This window comes from Rhodococcus zopfii NBRC 100606 = JCM 9919 (assembly GCF_001895025.1).
Taxonomy (GTDB): Bacteria; Actinomycetota; Actinomycetes; order Mycobacteriales; family Mycobacteriaceae; genus Rhodococcus; species Rhodococcus zopfii.
In genome coordinates this window covers 152,771-172,509 of sequence record NZ_BCXI01000013.1, presented here as the reverse complement: position 1 = coordinate 172,509, position 19,739 = coordinate 152,771, and the positions used below count along the sequence as shown (strand labels likewise).

The following is a 19,739-nucleotide window of genomic DNA, read 5'->3' as shown; positions in this document are numbered from 1 at the left end:
GGTCGGAACTGGGAGGACCGCCACCGGAGGAGGCTCGCCGTGCGCACACTCGCCATCACCCAGAACATCACCGTCGACGGATCGATCGAGATACTCGGCGATTGGTTCGACCCGCAGGGGCAGGGCGGGGCGGACAATTCGGATCTGCTCGACGAGCTGCACCGTCAGGACGAAGGCGCGGACGGCTTCCTCGTGGGTCGGCGCACGTTCGAGGATCTGCGCGGCTACTGGCCGCAGCTGGCGGACGATCCGACCGGCGTCGCCGACTACCTGGACCGGGTTCAGAAGTACGTCGTGTCCGCGACCGTGACGGACCCGCAGTGGCAGAACACCACGATCATCGCCTCCGATCCGATCGGGCGGATCCGGGCGCTGAAGGAGCAGCCCGGCCGCGACATCGTCACCACCGGCAGTATCACGCTCTGTCACGCGCTGATCGAGGCGGGTCTCGTCGACGAGTACCGGCTGTTCGTCTACCCGGTCGTGCAGGGTCGCGGGCGCCGGTTGTTTCCCGACGGGTTCGAGGTGCCTCGGTTGACGCTGCTCGACGCGAAGGCGTTCCGCAACGGCATCACCTACTCGCGGTACGCGGTGCAGGGCCGGTCTCCCGACGATGCTTGACCGTCGACAAGAATGATGTTCTGATTTTCGGCAACAACATTCTTTCCGAACTTGCGTAGGAGGAGGTGGATGCGAGTGGACCTCGGTTCCGCGCGCCACGCATTCGTCACAGGCGGGGCCAGCGGCATCGGCCGGGGGATCGTCGAAGCGCTCGCAGACGCAGGCGTACACGTCACCATCGCCGACATCGACCGTTCGGGAGCCGAGACGGTCGCGGCGACCCGGCCGGGGGAGTTGGCCGCACTCGAACTCGACGTGCGCGACCGCGCGGGGTGGCGCGCGGCGAAGGCGCAGGCGGAGAAGCGCTTCGGGCCCGTCGACATCCTCGTCAACAACGCCGGCATCGGATTCAACGGCCGTGACATCGCGGACCTCGACCCGGAGGTATTCGACCGGATCATCGACATCGACCTGACCGGAGTGTTCAACGGAATCTCGACGTTCGCGGCCGACCTGCGCGTTCGCGGCCGGGGCCACATCGTCAACACCGCATCGGTCATGGCGTTGACCGCGGGGGCACCCGGTCGCGGCGCCTACAGCGCCGCCAAGAGCGCGGTGGTGGCGATGTCCGAGGCCCTGCGACAGGAGATGGCGCCGCACGGGGTGGGTGTGTCGGTGCTGTGTCCCGGACTGGTCCGGTCGAACCTGGACAGCACCACCGCCCGGCTGGGCGGTCAGGTCGAGGAGGTGGTGCACATCAAGGGCGACGGGAGCCTCGGCATGGATCCGGCGGAGGCCGGTGCCCGCGTGCTCGACGGCATCACCCGCGACCTGCCGTACATCCTCACGCACCCGCACTATCTGTCGCACGTCGACGCACGGATGGACGCCCTGCGCCGGAGTTTCACGGAGGCAGAGGCTGCCGGTGCGCCTCGGTGACCCGTCCGAGGGACACCGAGGCACACACCGGCAGCGGAGCTGCCCGCCGCCAGTAGGATCGACGGTCGACCGTTCTGCTTCGAAGGGGACCGAAAATGAGCACACATGTCGAACAGCGTGAGTTCCAGGCGGAGGCCCGGCAACTGCTGGACCTGATGATCCATTCGATCTACTCGAACAAGGACACGTTCCTGCGTGAACTCGTCTCCAACGCGTCCGACGCGCTGGACAAGCTGCGGCTGGAGGCGTTCCAGGACAAGGACCTGCAGGTCGACACGTCCGATCTGCACATCGACCTCGAGGTCGACAAGGACAAGCGGACCCTCACCGTCCGGGACAACGGCATCGGCATGTCCCGCCACGAGGTGATCGACCTGATCGGCACGCTCGCCAAGTCCGGCACCGGCGAACTGCGCCGCAAACTGAAGGAAGCCAAGGATGCCGCCGCATCGGAGGAACTGATCGGCCAGTTCGGCATCGGCTTCTACTCGGCGTTCATGGTCGCCGACAACGTCACCCTCGTCACCCGCCGGGCGGGGGAGGAGACCGGCACACGCTGGGAGTCCGGCGGCGAGTCGACGTACACCATCGCGGCCGTCGAGGACGTGCCGCAGGGCACCGCTGTCACCCTGCATCTCAAGCCGGAGGACGCCGACGACCATCTCTTCGACTACACCTCGGCGCACAAGCTGCGCGAGATCGTCAAGAAGTACTCCGACTTCATCGCCTGGCCGATCCGCATGGAGATCGAACGCACCAAGACCACCCCCGGTGCGGACGGCGGCGAACCGGTCGTCGAGACGGTCGTCGAAACCGAAACCCTCAACTCCGGCAAGGCGCTGTGGGCTCGTTCGAGGGACGAGGTGTCCGAGGACGAATACAACGAGTTCTACAAGCACGTCTCTCACGCCTGGGACGAGCCGCTCGAGATCATCCCGATGAAGGCCGAGGGCACCTTCGAATACCAGGCGTTGCTATTCATCCCGTCGCAGGCCCCGTTCGACCTGTTCATGCGCGAACGCAAGTCCGGTGTCCAGCTGTACGTCAAGCGGGTATTCATCATGGACGACTGCGAAGAGCTGATGCCGGAGTATCTGCGCTTCGTCAAGGGTGTCGTCGACGCTCAGGACCTCTCGCTCAACGTCTCGCGTGAGATCCTGCAGCAGGACCGCCAGATCAGGGCGATCCGGCGTCGACTCACCAAGAAGGTGCTCTCCACGCTCAAGGAGCTGCTCACCAACGACCGCGACAAGTACCGCACGTTCTGGGCGGAGTTCGGCCGCGTCGTCAAGGAAGGCCTCATCTCGGACGCCGACAACCGCGACACCCTGCTGGCCCTGTCGTCGTTCGACTCCACCGCCGACGAGGACACGCAGACCACACTCGCCGAGTACGTCGAGCGGATGAAGGACGGTCAGGAGGACATCTTCTATCTGACCGGCGAGTCGCGGCAGCAGCTCGAGAACTCCCCGCACATGGAGGCGTTCCGGGCCAAGGGCATCGAGGTGCTGCTGCTGACCGACCCGGTCGACGAGATGTGGGCGTCGTCGGTGCCGGAGTTCGACGGCAAGGCGCTGCGCTCTATCGCCAAGGGCGAGGTAGATCTCGACAGCGAGGACGAGAAGAAGGCCGCCGAGACCGCCCGCGAGGAGAAGGAGAAGGACTTCGCGGGTCTCCTCGATTGGCTGAAGGACGCGCTCGACGAGCACATCAAGGAGGTGCGCCTGTCGTCACGGCTGACGACGTCCCCGGCGTGCATCGTCGGCGACACGTTCAGCATGTCGCCCGCCCTCGAGCGCATGTACCGGGCATCGGGTCAGGCGCTGCCTCCGATGAAGCGCATCCTCGAACTGAACCCCGACCATCCGCTGGTGACCGGTCTGCGTACCGCGCATGCGCAGCGCAGCGACGATCCGGCGCTCGCGGAGACCGCGGAACTGCTGTACGGGACGGCGGTCCTCGCCGAGGGCGGCGAACTCGACGATCCGGCTCGCTTCGCGCGGCTGCTCGCCGACAAGCTCGCCCGCAGTCTGTAGCCGGTGGCGGCCCGATAAGCTCGGCGTCATGAGTGGCGTGGACGGGGTCCTGTTCGACATCGAAGGCGTGATCGTCCTGTCGTGGGACCCCGTCCCGGGAGCCGCGGATGTCCTCGCGGAGCTGCGTGACCGCGGTCTGGCGCGCGCGTTCCTCACCAACACGACGTCGCGCACCCGCGCGGAGATCGCGAACCGCCTCACCGAGCTGGGTATGCCCGTCGACGAGACGGAAATCGTCACCGCCGCGTCGCTCACCGCCGAATACCTGCGACAGACCTATCCCGGTCGCCGGTGCTGGGTGCTCAACCACGGTCACGTCGACGCGGATCTCGCCGGCATCACGCGCAACGACGACGATCCGGAGGTCGTCGTCCTCGGCGGCGCCGGCCCCGAGTTCACGCACCGGGCGCTGAGTCGGGTCGCGGAACTGATGCTCGACGGTGTGCCCGTCGTGGCGATGCACCGCGGTGGCTCGTGGCAGGCATCGGACGGTCTGCGCCTCGACACCGGGACCTACCTGGCGGGTCTCGAGGAGCTGTCCGGTCGCAGCGTCGTCGCCGTCGGGAAGCCGTCCATGCAGGGTTTCCTCGAGGCCGCCGAGCTGATGGGCACCGAAGCGGACCGGGTGGTCGTGGTCGGCGACGACCTGGGGGCCGAGGTGATCCCCGGTCAGCGGCTGGGGATGACCGGTGTGCTCGTCCGTACCGGCAAGTTCCGTCAATCGGTTCTCGATCTGGCCGTCGAGCGGCCCGATCACGTCGTCGATTCGATCGCCGATCTCCCTGCCCTTCTCGACCGGCTGTAGCCGCCGCCCGCTCTCGGCAGCTGTGACCCGGCCCACTCGGCGCGGGCGGAAGGCGACGGGATACGCTCGCGCCCGGGGGCTCTCTCCACCGGTCGTATCCGACCGATCCCGAATCTGTTCTCGAGGAGCTGCATTGTTCATTCGTTCCTTCCGCTCCGTTCGTCCCGGCCGTCGTCGCATGGCACGTGCCGGTGTGGTCGCCGCCCTGGGCGTTGCGGCGACGTCCCTGCTCGGAGTGGGTACCGCGGCGGCCGCGCCGGTGACATGTGTGTCGCCGCCGTCGGAGAATCAGATCCTCGTGGCAGACACCGCGAGCTGTGGCGCCAAGGCCGAGGCCGGCGGCACTGCCCGCGCGGCGGCGTCGGAGAGCGGCACCGCGGTGTCGGTCGCCGGCGCGGCCGGGGCAGCCGAGTCGGAGGCGACCGGATTCGGCACCGCGCTGAGTGCCGCGCGGGACGGCGGGCGTTCGTTCGCCTACGCGCTCGGTGGCGGTCTGAGTCATTCGTCGGCGCAGGGTCCGTCCGTGATCACCCTTTCGCTCGCGGGCTGGGGATCGGGTGCGACCGCCGACGAAACCGGGGTCACGTGCGTCGGGGCGCAGTCGTTCGCGGTGAACACCGGGTCGGGTCAGTGGTGCGCGGTCGGTGTGGGGTCCACCCGTCGCTGATCGGTACGGCACCGACGGGTGTGGCGAGCCTTGCACTCGCCACACCCGAGTGCTAAAAATGCAGTTGGCACTCACGATGAGTGAGTGCCAGGTCGGGACGGTGAGGCCGGGAATATCGACACCCCTGGTCGTCCGTCGCGGGCACTGATTCCGACCGAGGCAACACGGGGCGTCCCGACGAGCGGTCGTCCTGTGAGCGGACCGACCCGACGCGGGTCGAGCCGTGAATGGGCCGACCCGACGAGCGGTCGTCCTAGGTGTCACCCCGATATCCGGAGGATCACTTCGCAATGGCCAAGATCATCGCGTTCGACGAAGAGGCCCGTCGCGGTCTCGAGCGGGGCCTGAACAGCCTCGCCGACGCTGTCAAGGTGACGTTGGGCCCCAAGGGTCGCAACGTCGTGCTCGAGAAGAAGTGGGGCGCCCCCACGATCACCAACGATGGTGTGTCCATCGCCAAGGAGATCGAGCTCGAGGATCCGTACGAGAAGATCGGCGCCGAGCTGGTCAAGGAAGTTGCCAAGAAGACCGACGACGTCGCGGGTGACGGCACCACCACCGCCACCGTCCTCGCTCAGGCGCTCGTTCGTGAAGGTCTGCGCAACGTCGCTGCCGGCGCCAACCCGCTGGGTCTGAAGCGCGGCATCGAGAAGGCCGTCGAGGCCGTCACCGCCAAGCTGCTCGACACCGCCAAGGAGGTCGAGACCAAGGAGCAGATCGCTGCTACCGCCGGTATCTCGGCCGGTGACCCCGCGATCGGTGAGCTCATCGCCGAGGCCATCGACAAGGTGGGCAAGGAAGGCGTCATCACCGTCGAGGAGTCCAACACCTTCGGCCTTCAGCTCGAGCTGACCGAGGGCATGCGCTTCGACAAGGGCTACATCTCCCTCTACTTCGCCACCGACGCCGAGCGTCAGGAAGCCGTCCTCGAGGACGCCTACATCCTGCTCGTCAGCTCCAAGATCTCGACGGTCAAGGACCTGCTGCCGCTGCTCGAGAAGGTCATCCAGTCCGGCAAGCCGCTGGTCATCATCGCCGAGGACGTCGAGGGTGAGGCGCTGTCCACCCTGGTTCTGAACAAGATCCGCGGCACCTTCAAGTCCGTCGCCGTCAAGGCTCCGGGCTTCGGTGACCGCCGCAAGGCCCAGCTCGCCGACATCGCCATCCTCACCGGTGGCGAGGTCGTCAGCGAAGAGGTCGGCCTGTCCCTCGAGACCGCCGGTCTCGAGCTGCTCGGCCAGGCCCGCAAGGTCGTCGTCACCAAGGACGAGACCACCATCGTCGAGGGTGCGGGCGATCCCGACGCCATCGCCGGTCGCGTCAACCAGATCCGCGCCGAGATCGAGGCGTCGGATTCGGACTACGACCGCGAGAAGCTGCAGGAGCGTCTGGCCAAGCTGGCCGGCGGTGTCGCGGTCATCAAGGCCGGCGCAGCCACCGAGGTGGAGCTCAAGGAGCGCAAGCACCGCATCGAGGATGCCGTCCGCAACGCGAAGGCCGCCGTCGAGGAGGGCATCGTCGCCGGTGGTGGCGTGGCGCTGCTGCAGTCCGCTCCGGTCCTCGACGAGCTCAAGCTCGAGGGTGACGAGGCCACGGGTGCCAACATCGTCAAGGTTGCCCTCGAGGCTCCGCTGAAGCAGATCGCGTTCAACGCCGGCCTCGAGCCCGGCGTCGTCGCGGAGAAGGTTCGCAACCTGCCCGCCGGCAGCGGCCTCAACGCCGCCACCGGTGAGTACGAGGACCTCCTCGCTGCCGGCATCAACGACCCGGTCAAGGTCACCCGCTCGGCGCTGCAGAACGCGGCGTCCATCGCGGCCCTGTTCCTGACCACCGAGGCCGTCGTCGCCGACAAGCCGGAGAAGGCCGCGCCCGTCGCGGACCCGACCGGCGGCATGGGCGGCATGGACTTCTGAGTCCCGCCCGTCAGCTCGCGTGAGGCCCGATCCCACATCGTGTGGGGTCGGGCCTCGCCCGTTTCTGCGAAACACCGGGACCGTCCGAAACGCGTGCACAGTTCCGTTCGAACCATTTCGCTTGTGCATTCCCCACAATTTGCATATCGCTGTCTGCGGTCTCCACCTGCGCTGTCGCGGCGGGTGTCGGAAGTTTCGTTGTAGTGGACTTCCCGGTGCTCGCCCGCTCGGCAGGCGGGTCCTCGTAGACTGGGTTCGTTCCCGACGATCAACCGTGACCGCAGCGGTCTGCCGCTGCGGTCACGCGTGAAAGGCTTTCCTCTTCTCCATGCGTTCCACCCTCCGATCCCGGACCACCATCGCCGCGCTCGCCCTGCTGTGCCTTGCAGGCCCCACCGCCGTCGCGACCGCCGACCCCGCCCCGTCCGGCGCCGGGCCCGCGGACGCCGCCTCGACCGGCGCCTACATCGATCGGATCGATCGGATCACCGACCGCAAGGTCGTCGCCCACGTCTACTCGCCGTCCATGGGTCGCACGATCCCGCTCGACATCCTGCTTCCGGCCGATACGACCACGCCGCAGCCCGTCCTGTACCTGCTCAACGGCGCCGGCGGCGGTGAGGACAGGAACACCTGGGAGCAGATGACCGACGTCGAGTCCTTCTTCGCGGACAAGGACGCCTACGTGATCACGCCGATCGACGGCGCCTTCTCGTACTACACCGACTGGCAGCAGGACGATCCGGTTCTCGGCCGCAACAAGTGGACGACCTTCCTCACCCGGGAACTGCCCCCGGTCGTGGACGGCACGTTCGCGACGTCCGGTGCCAACGCCATCGCCGGGATCTCGTCGTCGGCCACGTCGGTGCTCAATCTCGCGATCGCACGCCCCGGGCTGTACCGTGCCGTCGGCTCCTACAGCGGGTGCGCGTCCACCAGCGACGACCTCGGCCGGGCCTATGTGACGACCGTCGTCGAGTCACGCGGCGACGGCAACGTCGAGAACATGTGGGGTCCGGCCGACGACCCGGACTGGGTCGCGAACGACGCCATCGTCAACGCCGAGAGGCTGCGTGGCACCGACCTGTACGTGTCGAGCGCGACCGGGCTGCCCGGCCAGCACGAACGACTCGATCAGGCGCAGGTGAACGGCGATGTGGAGGTGCTCGCCAACCAGATCCTGGTCGGCGGTGTCATCGAGGCCGCGACCGACGAGTGCACGCACCGGTTCGTGAACCGGCTCGGTGAGCTCGACATCCCGGTGCAGGCGGTGTTCCGTCCGGTCGGCACCCACTCGTGGGGCTACTGGCAGGACGACCTCCACCAGTCGTGGCCGATGATCGAGGCCGCCCTGACCCGGTAGGCGGCTACCAGTATGGGTGCCGCGTTCCGTCGGTGTCGGCGACGAACACGACCGCGTCGGCACCGTCCAGGACGGCCGGTGCCAGCGGGATGTGACCGGGCACGATCGGATCGCCCGCACCGACACCCTGCGGGAGCGCACCGCGGAGTTCGGATGCGGGGAACAGCGCGCGCCGGACGGTCGCCTCGGCGAGCGCGTGCTGGAGGGTGCCCGGTTCGCTGTGGGGTGCGGCGTCGGTCGCCACGAACACGTAGCGCTCACCGAGTTCGAGTCCCGCCAGGGCCCCGGCGCTGCACCAGGTCGCGTTCTCCGCTCCGACCCGCATTCCGGACCCGGCCCGCTGCAGGTGCGCGTTGTGCGCGAACAGCAGGCTCGGTCCGCGCCGCTGTTCCTGCGCGGCGATCGCGAGCAGGTTCGCCGCCATCATCTCGGCGCGCACACCGAGCAGATTCCCGATCCGATCGGGTCCGGCGGTCGCCATCGCCGCGTGATAGCGCAGCAGACCCAGCGCGGTGCGCGCATGCGCGACGGCACCGTCGTATCCGTCCGGGTCGGTGGACCGCAGGAGAGGTCCCGCACGGTGCAACGCGCAGGCGAGATCGTCGGCGACGACGCGCAGCGCCCGAGCTCGATCCGAATTACCCAGCGAAGCAGCAGGATCGAACATCGCTGCCTCGTTCGACCAGTCCGCGTCGTCGCCGGGCAGCATGTCGAGATCGCGGGCCGTCGCGGGCCGCAGCGTCGCGGGCAGGTACTCGACGACCTCGGACAGCGCGCGCCGCGGGCTCGGCGCACCGGAGAACTCCAGCGGCGCGTCGAAGCCGTGGAAGCGAACCCGATCGGCCGGCGCGCGACCGGCATTGTGCGCGCGCAGCCATCCGACGAGTTCGCGGTTGCCCGGCACGGCGCCGAAACCGTGGCTGAACCCGGTCGCGAGAACAGTGTCGATCTCCGTCCCCGCCCCGCATACGTAGTCGTCGACGACCGCCGCGGCGAACACATCGGTCTCGAGCACGATCGACCGGAATCCGCGATCGACGAGATGACACAGGATGTCGTTGCGCAGCAACGGAAAAGCTTCGATGCCGTGGGTCGGCTCGCCGACGGCGAGGACGGCCGGCGGCTCGGGTCGCGCGGCGAGCAGCTCGTCGACCGCACGGCCGAGGCTCTCGGGATCGCCCAGTGGGCGGGCGATGTCGTGCAGTGATGCGGTGGTCGGCATGAGCACTCCTCTCGACGGAATCACCTACCCCCTCGACGGTATCGTTGAAGAATCGTGTGAGGCTTCTGCGGGAACGACCTGTGGTTCCTGGTTCGAAGTCTCAAAGGGAGGTGTGCGCTGCGACCCGTCGACCTGGCTCGCGAGCATGGATTGTCCGCGCAGGCGATCCGCAACTACGACGATGCGGGGATCCTCCCGCCGGCCGAACGCAGCGACACCGGTTACCGGCAGTACACGCGGCTGCACGCGCACGCCCTGCGGGCCTTTCTCGCGTTGCGGGCCGGCCACGGGCATCGGCCCGCGATGGAGATCATGCGCTCGGTCAACCGGGGCGACACCGAATCGGCGTACCGTCTCATCGACGCCGCGCACGTCGACCTGCTCGCCGAACGCGGCGCGCGCGCCGAGGTCGCGTCGGCGCTCGCTGCCCTGTCCACCGCGACCCCGGCTCCGAGCGGCGGGCTGCTGTCCGTCGGCGAACTCGCGCACCGGCTCGGCGTGCACCGGGCGACGTTGCGTTCCTGGGAAGCCGAAGGCATCCTGCGGCCCGGACGCGACCGCGCCACCGGATACCGCACCTACGGTCCGGACAGCGTGCGGGACGCCGAGATCGCGCGTCAATTACGGCGCGGCGGGTACCCGCTGACCCGGATCGTGCGATTCCTCGACTCGCTGCGCGAGACGGGCGGAACCGACGAGCTGCGCGCGTTTCTCGATGCGTGGCAGGACCGGCTCAACGCGCGCAGTCGCCATCTGCTCTCCGGCGCGGCCCAGCTCGACGCCTACCTCAGCCTGCTCGGCGGGGCGGGTCCGGCCGCGTCCGGGCGGTGAGATCCGGGGTCGTTCAGGACGTTCCCGTCGATGCCGTCACCGGCTCGGGAGCATTCTTCCCCAGCCGTGCCGCGATCGCCGCGCACACCAGCAACTGGATCTGATGGAAGAGCATGAGCGGGAGCACGATCAGGCCGATCGGCTGACCGGGGAACAGAACCGTCGCCATCGGCAGCCCCGTCGCCAGCGACTTCGTCGACCCGCAGAACAGGATCGCGGTCCGGTCCTCGTAGCTGAAACCGAGGCGGCGCGAGCCGAACCACGTGAGCGCGAGGACGAGCGAGAGCAAGGTGATGCACACGAGAATCAGCGCCAGCAGCCGGGCGATCGACAGGCTCGACCAGATGCCCTCGTTCATGCCGCGGCTGAACGCCACGTACACCACGAGCAGGATGGCGCCGCGGTCGACCAGTTTGAGGGCCTTGCCGTGCTGCGTCACCCACGTGCCGATCCAGCGGCGCAGCACCTGACCGACCGCGAACGGCACGAGCAGCATGAGCACGATGTCGAGCACCGCCGAGGCGCTGAACGTCACACCCTGTGTCGCCATGGTCAGGGCGACCAGGACCGGCGTGACGAAGATGCCGAGAAGGCTCGACGCGGACGCGCTGACGATCGCACCGGGAACGCTGCCGCGCGCGACGGACACCAGTGCGATCGACGACTGCACCGTCGACGGCAGCAGGCACAGGTACAGCACCCCGATGTACAGCGGGTCCGTCAGCAGCCACGGCACCAGCACCTTCGCGGCCAGGCCGAGCAGCGGGAAGATCACGAACGTGGTGGCGAGGATCGTCGCGTGCAGCCGCCAGTGCTTGAGGCCGTCGACCGCTTCACGGGTGGACAGGCGCGCGCCGTAGAGGAAGAACAGCAGGCCGATCGCGATCTTGGATGCCCATGTGAACCCGGTGAGCACGACACCTCCGGCGGGCAGCACCGCGGCGACGGCGACCGTCGCGAGGATGCCGACCAGGAAAGGGTCGAGTCGGTTCAGCAGGGGAATCTTCGAGAGCATGATTCGACGGTAGGGGAAGCGCCTGATCCGGTGCGCGGGGCCCCGCGCACCGGGTGGCGTACCCGCCGCCGTCGCGGACCCGCGAGGCCGACGGAAGTTCCTTCACTCGGGTAGCAGCATCCACAAGGCGAGGTAGACCAGCGCGGCGCCACCGCCGGTGACGAAGGCGGCGACGACGACACCTGCACGGACCAGGTTGACGTCGATGTCGAAGTACTCGGCGAGACCGCCGCACACGCCGCCGAGCATGCGCTGCGAGCGGGAACGGGCGAACGGACGGGGCGTGGAATTGCTATCGGATGTCATGCACTCAGACTGCCGCCGAGCAGGTCTCGGGCACATCCGGTGACGCCCGGATTCCGACCCTGATCTTTCGCCTCAGGGTATCTACTTGCGCGCGGCGAGTGTCTTCTTGAAGATCACCATCGGCAACAGCAGGCGGGCGACGACCGATACCGCCCAGACGATCACCGTCGCCAGGATCCAGGTCCCGATACCGGTGATCTGCAGGCCGTCGCTGACGAGCGCGGTGACGATCAGCGCCACCAGCGTCGAGACGAGGGCGCTGCTACCCAGCAGGACGGGCGCCTTCGTCACCGAGACCTGGCGGATCAACGGGTCGATGACGACCGCGACGACCGTGAAGATCACCACGGCGATGAGGAACGCGACGGCGGTGAGGGACATGCCGGAGAGCACCCAGGCCGCGACGATCAGGGCGATCGCGTTGGCGATCAGGGAGACGACCGCAGTCGCGAGGAGTCGCATCATGCGGTCAGCGTAAACGAGGAAGCCCGAATCGTCTGGAATCGCGGTGAGGCAAAGGCTGGGCCGTGTCGAGGCGGCTCGGCACGATGAGGGTCAGGGCTCGTTGTAGAAGGGACACTCATGACCGACACCGTCGTCGACAGCCGCCGCGCCGCACTCGGCCTCCGCTACGGCGCCACCGAAGCCGAGAATCCCGTGACGTCCGACAATCCCGTGCAGTCCGAGAATCCGGCGTGGAACGAGGTGCTCGCCACCCAGCTTGCACACCGGTCGGTGCGAAAGTTCCTGCCGGACACACTGTCCGACGATCAGCTGCGAGCGATCGTGGCGGCCGCGTCGTCCGCGGCGAGCTCGAGCAACCTGCAGTTGTGGAGCGTCGTGGCGGTGACCGACCGGGATCGGCTCGGCCGGATCGCCTCTCTTGCCGGTGACCAGGACGCGGTCCGCAACGCACCTCTGCTGCTGGTGTGGGTCGCCGACCTCGCGCGCGCCGGTCGCATCGCCGAGCAGCGCGACCGCGACCTCGTCAACGCGGGCTTCGTCGAATCGGCGCTGCTCGGCGTGGTCGACGCGACGCTCGCCGCGCAGAACGCCGCACTCGCCGCGGAGTCCCTGGGTCTGGGTACCGTGTACATCGGCGCGATCCGGAACCATCCGACCCGGCTCGCCGAGGAGCTGAACCTTCCGGCGCACAGTTTCGCGGTGGTCGGGCTCGTCGTCGGGCACCCGGATCCCGCCGAATCCGCCGAGGTCAAGCCGCGCCTGGGCGTCGATGTGGTGCTGCACCGCGAACAGTACGACCTGGCGGCGCAGGAGGCGGGCATCGCCGAGTACGAGGCCCGCATCTCCGCGTTCTACCGCGAGCAGGGCCTGCCGGACAGCTGGACCGACCGGGTCGTCGGCCGGTTCGCGACGCGGGGAGCGCTCGGGGTCCGGGAAGGGTTGAGGGAGGCGCTCGAACGACGTGGTTTCGATCTGAACTGACCGCCCGTACGCACGAATGCGGGCGCTGCTCACCCGCGTTCGTTTCGCCCCTCGTCGACGCCGCCCTCGGTACGTCCGGGCGCAACGCGATCGCCGGCGTATCGGCCTCGGCCACCTCGGTCCTCAATCTTGCGGTGGAAAGCCCCGGACTGTACGGCGCGGTCGGTTCGTACAGTGGGTGTCCGTCCACGAGCGACCCGGTGAGCAGGCGCTTCGTCGAAATGGTGGTCGAGGACCGAGGGCGGGGCGACGTGACGAACATGTGGGGCCCCGTCGGAGATCCGGCGTGGGCCGCACACGATCCCTACCTGAACGCCGAGCGGCTGCGCGGCATCGAACTCTACATTTCCAGCGGTACAGGGCTTCCCGGGTACGACGACACGTTGGATGGGCGTGAGGTCGCGGGCGATCCGCTGGTGCTCGTACGGCAGGCCGGTACCGGTGGAGTCATCGAGGCTGCGACCGGTGAATGCACGAGGCGTTTCGCCGCGCGACTGGACGAGCTCGGAATTCCGGCCCACGTCGAGCTTCGCCCCACCTGGACCCACTCGTGGACCTATTGGCAGGACGACTTGCACCGGTCGTGGCCGGTCTTCGACCAGGCTCTGCGCTGACGACCGTCTCGGGATCCGGGTCAGTTGCACAGCACCACGAGGCCGATGCCCCGCCAGACCTGGGTCTCGACGCGGTCGAACTCGTGGTCGTCGTGGTCGTAGACCATGTCGGTCTCGGTGCGGTAGCCGCGATCCCGCTGCTCGGTGACCGTGCACGAAGCCGAGGCGCTGCCGGAGCGGTTGAGGACCGTGTACGGAACGCCTTCCTCCGTGAGGGTTGCGCGGGCGGTGGATTCGCTCATCCCGACCACGGACGGCACCGGCTCGGCAGCTGCGGCGGGGCCACCGAGGAGCAGGGCGGCTGCGGTGGCGGCTGTGACGGCGGCGGCGGCGGAAGTGATGGTGTGCACGGTGATTCCCTTCGATGGTGAAGAACAGGCGGTGACGACAGGAAAGACGTTGGTGTGAACGAGATGTGGGTTGTGATCTCGAGCCGATCTCATCGTGGCTTCACCACCGTCTCGGGCACATCGGGGGAGCCACCCATCTGCACCCCGAATCTGCGGGTCGGGGTTCGTCGGGGAGTGTGGGCGGTACCGTCGAAGCCATGGCCGAACCGAAACGGGTGGCTCTCGCACTCGGCAGTGGGGGCGCGCGTGGATATGCGCACATCGGAGCGATCCGGGCTGTGACCGAGCGCGGCTTCGAGATCGCGGGTATCGCGGGATCCTCGATGGGCGCCCTGGTCGGCGGCGTGTACGCGGCGGGCAAACTCGACGAGTACACCGACTGGGCCCTGACACTGACGCAGCTCGATGTGGTGCGGTTGCTCGATGTGTCGGTCACCGCACCCGGCGCCATCCGCGCCGAGAAGGTACTCGCCCGGGTCCGCGAGATCCTCGGTGACGTGCAGATCGAGGACCTGCCGCTCCCGTTCACCGCGGTCGCGACCGATCTGGTCGCGGGGCGGCCGGTGTGGTTCCAACGAGGCCCGCTCGACGTCGCCATCCGCGCCTCGATCGCGATTCCCGGCGTCATCACTCCGGCGGTGCTCAACGGGCGGGTGCTCACCGACGGTGGCACTCTTGCGCCGCTGCCGGTCGCGCCGACCGTGGCATTGGCATCGGACCTGACCATCGGGATCAGCCTTGCCGGCGAGGAGCGCGGTGGGCTCGCGTCACCGGTGAACGTCAGCGCCGAACCGCGCCCGGTCGAGGAATGGATCGGCCGGTTCCGCCGCAGCGCCGGATTCCTGCTCGAACGCGACATCGTGCGATCGGTGGTGGGCCGGTTCGGCTCGGCGCAGACCCCCGCCGACTCGGACTCGACCCAATCCGATGCCGCCGACGAGGAGGACCCGGCCGAGACGCCCGTCGACGCGGTCCTCGAGGGCGCGGTGGCATCCGGCGGTGTGGCCGCGCCGAAACTCGGTCGCGTCGCGGTGATGAGCCGGTCGATCGACATCATGCAGTCGGCGCTGGCCCGGCATCAGCTCGCCGCCTACCCGCCGGACGTCCTGGTCGAGGTACCGCGCACCGCGTGCCGCAGCCTCGATTTCCACAAGGCCGCCGAAATGATCGAACTCGGATGGTCGCTGACCGCGGCGGCACTCGACACTGCCGGGTTCACCGCGCCGACGCAGGGGGAGGGCGGCGACACCGGCCAACCACCGGACCGGGACCCGCCTCACGACCTACCCTGAAGCGGTGGAAACCGTACCGATCCAACTGCCGGGCGGTACCACCGCGCCGGTCCGTCTGTTCCCCGGCCCGGACCACGAGCATGAGACGCGCCGCGACGCGGCCCGGATCGTGGTCGTCGTCGTCCCGGGGCTCGGAATCCCGGGCGGCTACTACGAACCGTTCGCGGAGGCGCTGACCGGGCACGGCCTCGACGTAGCGATCTGCGAACTGCGCGGGCAGGGCGACAGCCGGCCGCGCCCGGATGCCGACAGCACCTACGGCTACCACGAGCTGGTGTCCGTGGATTTCCCCGCGATGTTCGAGGTCGTGCGGGAGCGCTTCCCCGATTCGACCCCGTATCTGCTGGGCCATTCGATGGGCGGTCAGCTCGGCGTGCTCTACGCGTCGCGGATCAGGGGCCGGCTCGGCGGATTGATCCTCGTCGCCGCGGGAACTCCCTACTACCGGCACTTTCCGGGGTCGCGGGGTCCCGGGCTCCTGCTCGGATCCGCGGCCATGTCGATCACGGCGAGCGTCGCGGGTTTCTGGCCGGGAGACAAGCTCGACGTCGGCGGGTTCGGGCGGCAGTCCCGCGTGCTCATCTCCGATTGGGCGCGCCTGGCGCGCGGCGGACGATTCGAGCCGTACGGCGCCGACATCGACTACGAGGAACGCCTCGCGCGGCTGACGCTACCGGTGCTGTCGATCACCGTCGAGAATGACGACATGACACCGGTGGCATCGGCCCGGCACCTGCTCGAGAAGCTGCCCGCGGCCGAGATCACCACGTGGCACCTGAACCGTCCGCTCGGCCACAACGGCTGGATCCGCGACAACGCGGAGATCGTCGAGCGGATCGCCGGGTGGCTGCACGATCGCTGACGTCGCGGCGCCGACTCCGGTGCCGCCATATGGGCGAGCCTGCGTGTCGCGGCCGGTCGGTCACATCCGTGTGGCGTCCAGTCATCCGCCGTGACGATTGCCGGGGCGGACAACCGGTCGCCGAGCGGATGTGGTGTCCGAGCCCGGTCAGCGCGCGAGAACCTCCTCCAGGAAGGTGAACGTCAGCGCGGACTTGAACGCGGCCTGCGCGTTGTCCGCCGCGCCACCGTGACCGCCCTCGATGTTCTCGTAGTACCGCACACTGTGGCCCTGCTCCTCGAGCCGGGCGACCATCTTGCGGGCATGACCGGGATGCACCCGGTCGTCGCGAGTCGAGGTGGTGATCAGGATCGGCGGGTACGTCGCGTCGGGGTCGACGTTCTGATAGGGGGAGTACTTCTTCAGGAAGGCCCACTCGTCCGGATTGTCGGGGTCGCCGTACTCGGCCATCCACGACGCACCCGCAAGCAGCAGGTGATAGCGCCTCATGTCCAGCAGCGGCACCTGGCACACGATCGCCCCGAACAGCGACGGATAGCGGGTGAGCATCACGCCCATCAACAGGCCGCCGTTGCTGCCGCCTTGGATGCCGAGCTGTTCCGCGGTGGTGATGCCCCGCGCGACGAGGTCCTTCGCGACCGCCGCGAAGTCCTCGAACACCTTGTGCCGGTTCTCCTTCAGCGCCTGGGTGTGCCAGGTGGGGCCGTACTCGCCGCCGCCGCGGATGTTCGCGATCACGTAGGTGTGGCCGCGTTCGAGCCAGGCCCGGCCGACGCCGCCGCCGTAGGCGGGCACCATCGAGTTCTCGAATCCGCCGTAGCCGTAGAGCAGGGTCGGCGAGGGGATGCCGATGTTGCTGCCCACCACGAAGTACGGCACCTGGGTTCCGTCGTCTGATGTCGCGAAATGCTGTGTGACGGATATATTCTCGGCGTCGAAGAACGACGGGGCCTGCTTGATCGCGTTGAGCGGGCCGCCGGCCGTCCCGGACAGCAGCGTCGCCGGGACGGTGAAACCACTGGAGTTGAGGAAGAAGTCGTCGCTCTCGAGCGGATCGACGTCGATGATCGACGTGGACGTCGCCGGCGGAACACCGTCGAGCGGGCGGTCCTCCCACCCGTCCGGTCCCGGCGTGAGCACCCGCACCTCGGTCTGCACGTCGCGCAACGTCACGACCAGCAGGTGGTTGCGGGTCCACGCGTACTGCTCGAGCGAGGTGTGCTCGTCCGGGGTGAACAGCACCGTGAAGTCACGCGAACCAGCCAGGAATGCCGGATAATTCGTGGCCAGCAGCGTACCGGCCGGATGACCCAGCCACGGCGACCGGGTACGCACCAGCAGATGGTCGCGGTAGACGCCGGCGCGGGCGTCGTCCGGCACCTCGAGCTTCACCAGCTCACCGTCGTCGGTCGACTCGAACCGGTGCGCGGTGTAGAAGTCCAGGGCCCGTTCGACGAAGGTGCGCTCGTATCCGGGGGTGCGGTCGTACGCCGCGGACACCGCCACATCGGCCTTCTCGCCTTCGAACACGGTCTCCGCCTCGGCGATCGGGGTGCCGCGACGCCACCGCTTCGCGAGCCGCGGATATCCCGAATCGGTGAGCGAACCGTCGCCGAAATCGGTACCCACGTAGATGGCATCGGCATCGATCCACCCGACGTCCGTCTTCGCCTCGGGCAGCTCGAAACTGTCCGGACCCGACACGAACCGCCTTGTCACCAGGTCGAATTCGCGGATAGCCGTCGCGTCCGCGCCGCCGCGTGACAAGCCGATCAGCGCGCGCGTCTGGTCGGGACGCAGCACCTGCGCGCTCGACCACACCCAGTTCTCGCCCTCTTCGTCGGCGAGCGCATCCAGGTCGACGAGCACATCCCACTCCGGGTCGTCGCGCAGGTACTGGTCCATCGTGGTGCGGCGCCACAGACCGCGGACATGCTGCGCGTCCCGCCAGTAGTTGTAGAGATATTCGGCGCGCCGCCGCCCGTAGGGGATGCGCGCGTCGGTGTCGAGAACCTCGCGGATCCGGGACTGCAACGTCTCGAACTCGTCGGTGCGGGTGAATTCGTCGACGGTGCGTGCGTTGCGGGCACGCACCCAGTCGAGTTGCTGCTCGCCGGTGACGTCCTCGAGCCAGAGGTACGGGTCGGTCGGATCGGAGGCCGTGGCTTCGGAGTTCGTCGCAGAGGTCATGTCGCTATTTCTACCCGGACCGGCACACTGACGGGCATGCAGATGCATCCAACCGACGCGCGCCGCGACTGGCTCGGCGACCGCCTGCCCAGCGACCAGTTCCTCGTGTACTGCTTCGACGCGCCGTCCGTGCAGCTCGAACGGGTGCTTGCCGAGCTTGCCGCCCGGGCCGCTCTGATCGGGGACCTGCGCACCCGGGCCGTCGATGTTCCCGGCCTGCTCGACTACCCCTACTGGACGGACCGCGACATCGGCGACGACCAATTCACCACACACCCCGGCGGCGATTGGGAGGCGGCGACCACCCTGCTCGGCCGCCTCGTCGAGGGCAGCCTCGACATCCGCGTCTCGTCGTGGCGGCTGCACCTGATCCCGGACGTGACGGGCGCACCCGGCGGTGACGGCCCCGCGTTGATCGCGGTGCTGCAGATCTCGCACGCTGTCGCCGACGGGGTGCGCGCGTCCGCGCTGGCGCGTGCCCTCTTCGAGAAGGACTCGCCGCCGCGCACCGAACCGCCCCGCGCGCCGGCGCCGGCGGCCATGCTCGTGCGCGCGGCGGTGAAACTGCCGGGGCAGATCGTCGGGGTCGTCGCCGACGGGGTGCGCGCGAACCGGGCCGAACGGGAACTGGCCGGGCCGTCGGTGCCGCCCCCGGCGCCGGGTTGCCCGCTCGTCGCGGTGAACACCGCGCCCGGTCCCCGCCGTACGGTGCGGACCCTCGTGTGCGATGCGGCCGACCTGCGGCGCGCGGGCACCGTGACGGTCGCGGCGCTGACCGCGATCGGTCCGGCTCTCGCCAGGTTCCTGGAGGTGGGCGACGCTCTCGGCGCGGAGGTCCCGGTCGCGGTGCCGGCCGCCACCGGACGCAACGCCTATCGCAGCGTCGGCGTGGCGCTCCGCCCGGACCTCCGCGACACCGCCGAACGGGCCGCCGCGATCGCCGCCGAACTGGACCTGCGTCGCCGCCGCGTCACGCACCCGGCGATGGCCGTGCGGTCGCGGACCGAGGACCACGTGCCCGCACCGCTGCTGCGGTTCGGCACCGACCGCACCGACCTGTCCGTCGTTCCGCCCACCGTCACCGGGAACACCGTGGTGTCGAGCGTGAACCGGGGCAGCGCCGACCTCGTGCTCGGCGGCGCGGCGGTGCGGTTCACCGCCGGATATCCGAGCCTGTCGCCGGTGATGGCGCTGACCCACGGCGTGCACGGCCTCGGCGACACCGTCGCGGTGTCGGTCACCACGAGCCCCGACGTCCTCGACGATGCCGCACTCGACCGGTACGTGGAGCTGCTCCGGGCGTCGCTGGGCGGGCTGTAGCGCGCCC

General features: G+C 68.8%; 19 protein-coding genes. 13 read left to right on the top strand and 6 right to left on the bottom strand.

The annotated features are described in order from the left end of the window. Nucleotides 1–39: 39 nt before the first annotated feature. From RZ1_RS09820 to RZ1_RS09790, 7 genes are all read left to right on the top strand, one after another. Nucleotides 40–621, top strand: coding sequence for a dihydrofolate reductase family protein (locus RZ1_RS09820; RefSeq protein ID WP_072811406.1), 582 nt, complete (start codon nt 40–42; stop codon nt 619–621). A gap of 69 nt (nt 622–690) precedes the next feature. Continuing rightward, a complete protein-coding gene (locus tag RZ1_RS09815; RefSeq protein WP_072811352.1) occupies nt 691–1,500 on the top strand; it encodes an SDR family oxidoreductase in 810 nt (269 codons plus the stop codon). A gap of 95 nt (nt 1,501–1,595) precedes the next feature. After that, nucleotides 1,596–3,536: a molecular chaperone HtpG gene (gene htpG / locus RZ1_RS09810; RefSeq protein ID WP_072811350.1), complete on the top strand. Its 1,941-nt coding sequence runs from the start codon at nt 1,596–1,598 to the stop codon at nt 3,534–3,536. A gap of 28 nt (nt 3,537–3,564) precedes the next feature. Next, nucleotides 3,565–4,341 carry an HAD-IIA family hydrolase gene (locus RZ1_RS09805; protein WP_072811348.1) on the top strand — a complete coding sequence of 259 codons (777 nt, stop codon included), beginning with the start codon at nt 3,565–3,567 and terminating at the stop codon, nt 4,339–4,341. 133 nt (nt 4,342–4,474) lie between these two features. Continuing rightward, a complete protein-coding gene (locus RZ1_RS09800) occupies nt 4,475–5,008 on the top strand; it encodes a DUF6764 family protein (RefSeq protein WP_072811347.1) in 534 nt (177 codons plus the stop codon). A gap of 290 nt (nt 5,009–5,298) precedes the next feature. Continuing rightward, nucleotides 5,299–6,921 carry a chaperonin GroEL gene (gene groL, locus RZ1_RS09795; protein ID WP_072811345.1) on the top strand — a complete coding sequence of 541 codons (1,623 nt, stop codon included), beginning with the start codon at nt 5,299–5,301 and terminating at the stop codon, nt 6,919–6,921. Nucleotides 6,922–7,249: 328 nt separating this feature from the next. Further along, on the top strand, nt 7,250–8,284 hold the full coding sequence (locus RZ1_RS09790; RefSeq protein ID WP_072811343.1) for an alpha/beta hydrolase: 1,035 nt from the start codon (nt 7,250–7,252) through the stop codon (nt 8,282–8,284). Between the two features lie 4 nt (nt 8,285–8,288). On the opposite strand, the gene RZ1_RS09785 is transcribed toward RZ1_RS09790, so the two are convergent. Then, nucleotides 8,289–9,506: an erythromycin esterase family protein gene (locus tag RZ1_RS09785; RefSeq protein WP_072811405.1), complete on the bottom strand. Its 1,218-nt coding sequence runs from the start codon at nt 9,504–9,506 to the stop codon at nt 8,289–8,291. A 117-nt stretch (nt 9,507–9,623) separates the two neighbouring features. On the opposite strand from RZ1_RS09785, the gene RZ1_RS09780 reads away from it, so the two are divergent. Continuing rightward, nucleotides 9,624–10,337 (top strand): MerR family transcriptional regulator, encoded by a 714-nt coding sequence (locus tag RZ1_RS09780; protein WP_072811341.1) that lies wholly within the window; start codon nt 9,624–9,626, stop codon nt 10,335–10,337. 13 nt (nt 10,338–10,350) lie between these two features. Here the strand turns inward: RZ1_RS09780 and RZ1_RS09775 are convergent, their stop codons facing one another. The 3 genes from RZ1_RS09775 to RZ1_RS09765 form a co-directional block, all read right to left on the bottom strand. Then, complete coding sequence (locus RZ1_RS09775) at nt 10,351–11,352, bottom strand: bile acid:sodium symporter family protein (RefSeq protein ID WP_072811339.1); 1,002 nt, start codon at nt 11,350–11,352, stop codon at nt 10,351–10,353. A 102-nt stretch (nt 11,353–11,454) separates the two neighbouring features. Then, complete coding sequence (locus tag RZ1_RS09770) at nt 11,455–11,658, bottom strand: PspC domain-containing protein (RefSeq protein WP_072811338.1); 204 nt, start codon at nt 11,656–11,658, stop codon at nt 11,455–11,457. A gap of 81 nt (nt 11,659–11,739) precedes the next feature. Beyond that, complete coding sequence (locus RZ1_RS09765) at nt 11,740–12,123, bottom strand: phage holin family protein (RefSeq protein WP_072811336.1); 384 nt, start codon at nt 12,121–12,123, stop codon at nt 11,740–11,742. Nucleotides 12,124–12,240: 117 nt separating this feature from the next. Here RZ1_RS09765 and RZ1_RS09760 point away from each other — a divergent pair, with 117 nt between their 5' ends. Together RZ1_RS09760 and RZ1_RS09755 are read left to right on the top strand one after the other, a co-directional pair. Next, nucleotides 12,241–13,104 (top strand): nitroreductase family protein, encoded by an 864-nt coding sequence (locus RZ1_RS09760; RefSeq protein WP_072811334.1) that lies wholly within the window; start codon nt 12,241–12,243, stop codon nt 13,102–13,104. Continuing rightward, a complete protein-coding gene (locus RZ1_RS09755) occupies nt 13,002–13,718 on the top strand; it encodes an alpha/beta hydrolase (protein WP_083583616.1) in 717 nt (238 codons plus the stop codon). Before RZ1_RS09760 ends, RZ1_RS09755 begins: the two co-directional genes overlap by 103 nt. A 20-nt stretch (nt 13,719–13,738) precedes the next feature. Here the strand turns inward: RZ1_RS09755 and RZ1_RS09750 are convergent, their stop codons facing one another. Next, nucleotides 13,739–14,068 carry a PASTA domain-containing protein gene (locus RZ1_RS09750; protein WP_072811332.1) on the bottom strand — a complete coding sequence of 110 codons (330 nt, stop codon included), beginning with the start codon at nt 14,066–14,068 and terminating at the stop codon, nt 13,739–13,741. Nucleotides 14,069–14,265: 197 nt separating this feature from the next. Between RZ1_RS09750 and RZ1_RS09745 the strand changes: the two genes are divergently transcribed. Both RZ1_RS09745 and RZ1_RS09740 read left to right on the top strand, forming a co-directional pair. Then, the gene (locus RZ1_RS09745; protein WP_083583614.1) at nt 14,266–15,360 is read left to right on the top strand and encodes a patatin-like phospholipase family protein; all 1,095 of its coding nucleotides are present in this window, start codon (nt 14,266–14,268) and stop codon (nt 15,358–15,360) included. Nucleotides 15,361–15,364: 4 nt separating this feature from the next. Continuing rightward, a complete protein-coding gene (locus RZ1_RS09740; protein ID WP_072811331.1) occupies nt 15,365–16,222 on the top strand; it encodes an alpha/beta hydrolase family protein in 858 nt (285 codons plus the stop codon). A 147-nt stretch (nt 16,223–16,369) separates the two neighbouring features. On the opposite strand, the gene RZ1_RS09735 is transcribed toward RZ1_RS09740, so the two are convergent. Next, on the bottom strand, nt 16,370–18,412 hold the full coding sequence (locus RZ1_RS09735; RefSeq protein WP_072811329.1) for a prolyl oligopeptidase family serine peptidase: 2,043 nt from the start codon (nt 18,410–18,412) through the stop codon (nt 16,370–16,372). Between the two features lie 36 nt (nt 18,413–18,448). Here RZ1_RS09735 and RZ1_RS09730 point away from each other — a divergent pair, with 36 nt between their 5' ends. Then, nucleotides 18,449–19,732: a wax ester/triacylglycerol synthase domain-containing protein gene (locus RZ1_RS09730; RefSeq protein WP_072811327.1), complete on the top strand. Its 1,284-nt coding sequence runs from the start codon at nt 18,449–18,451 to the stop codon at nt 19,730–19,732. The last annotated feature ends 7 nt before the right edge of the window (nt 19,733–19,739 follow it).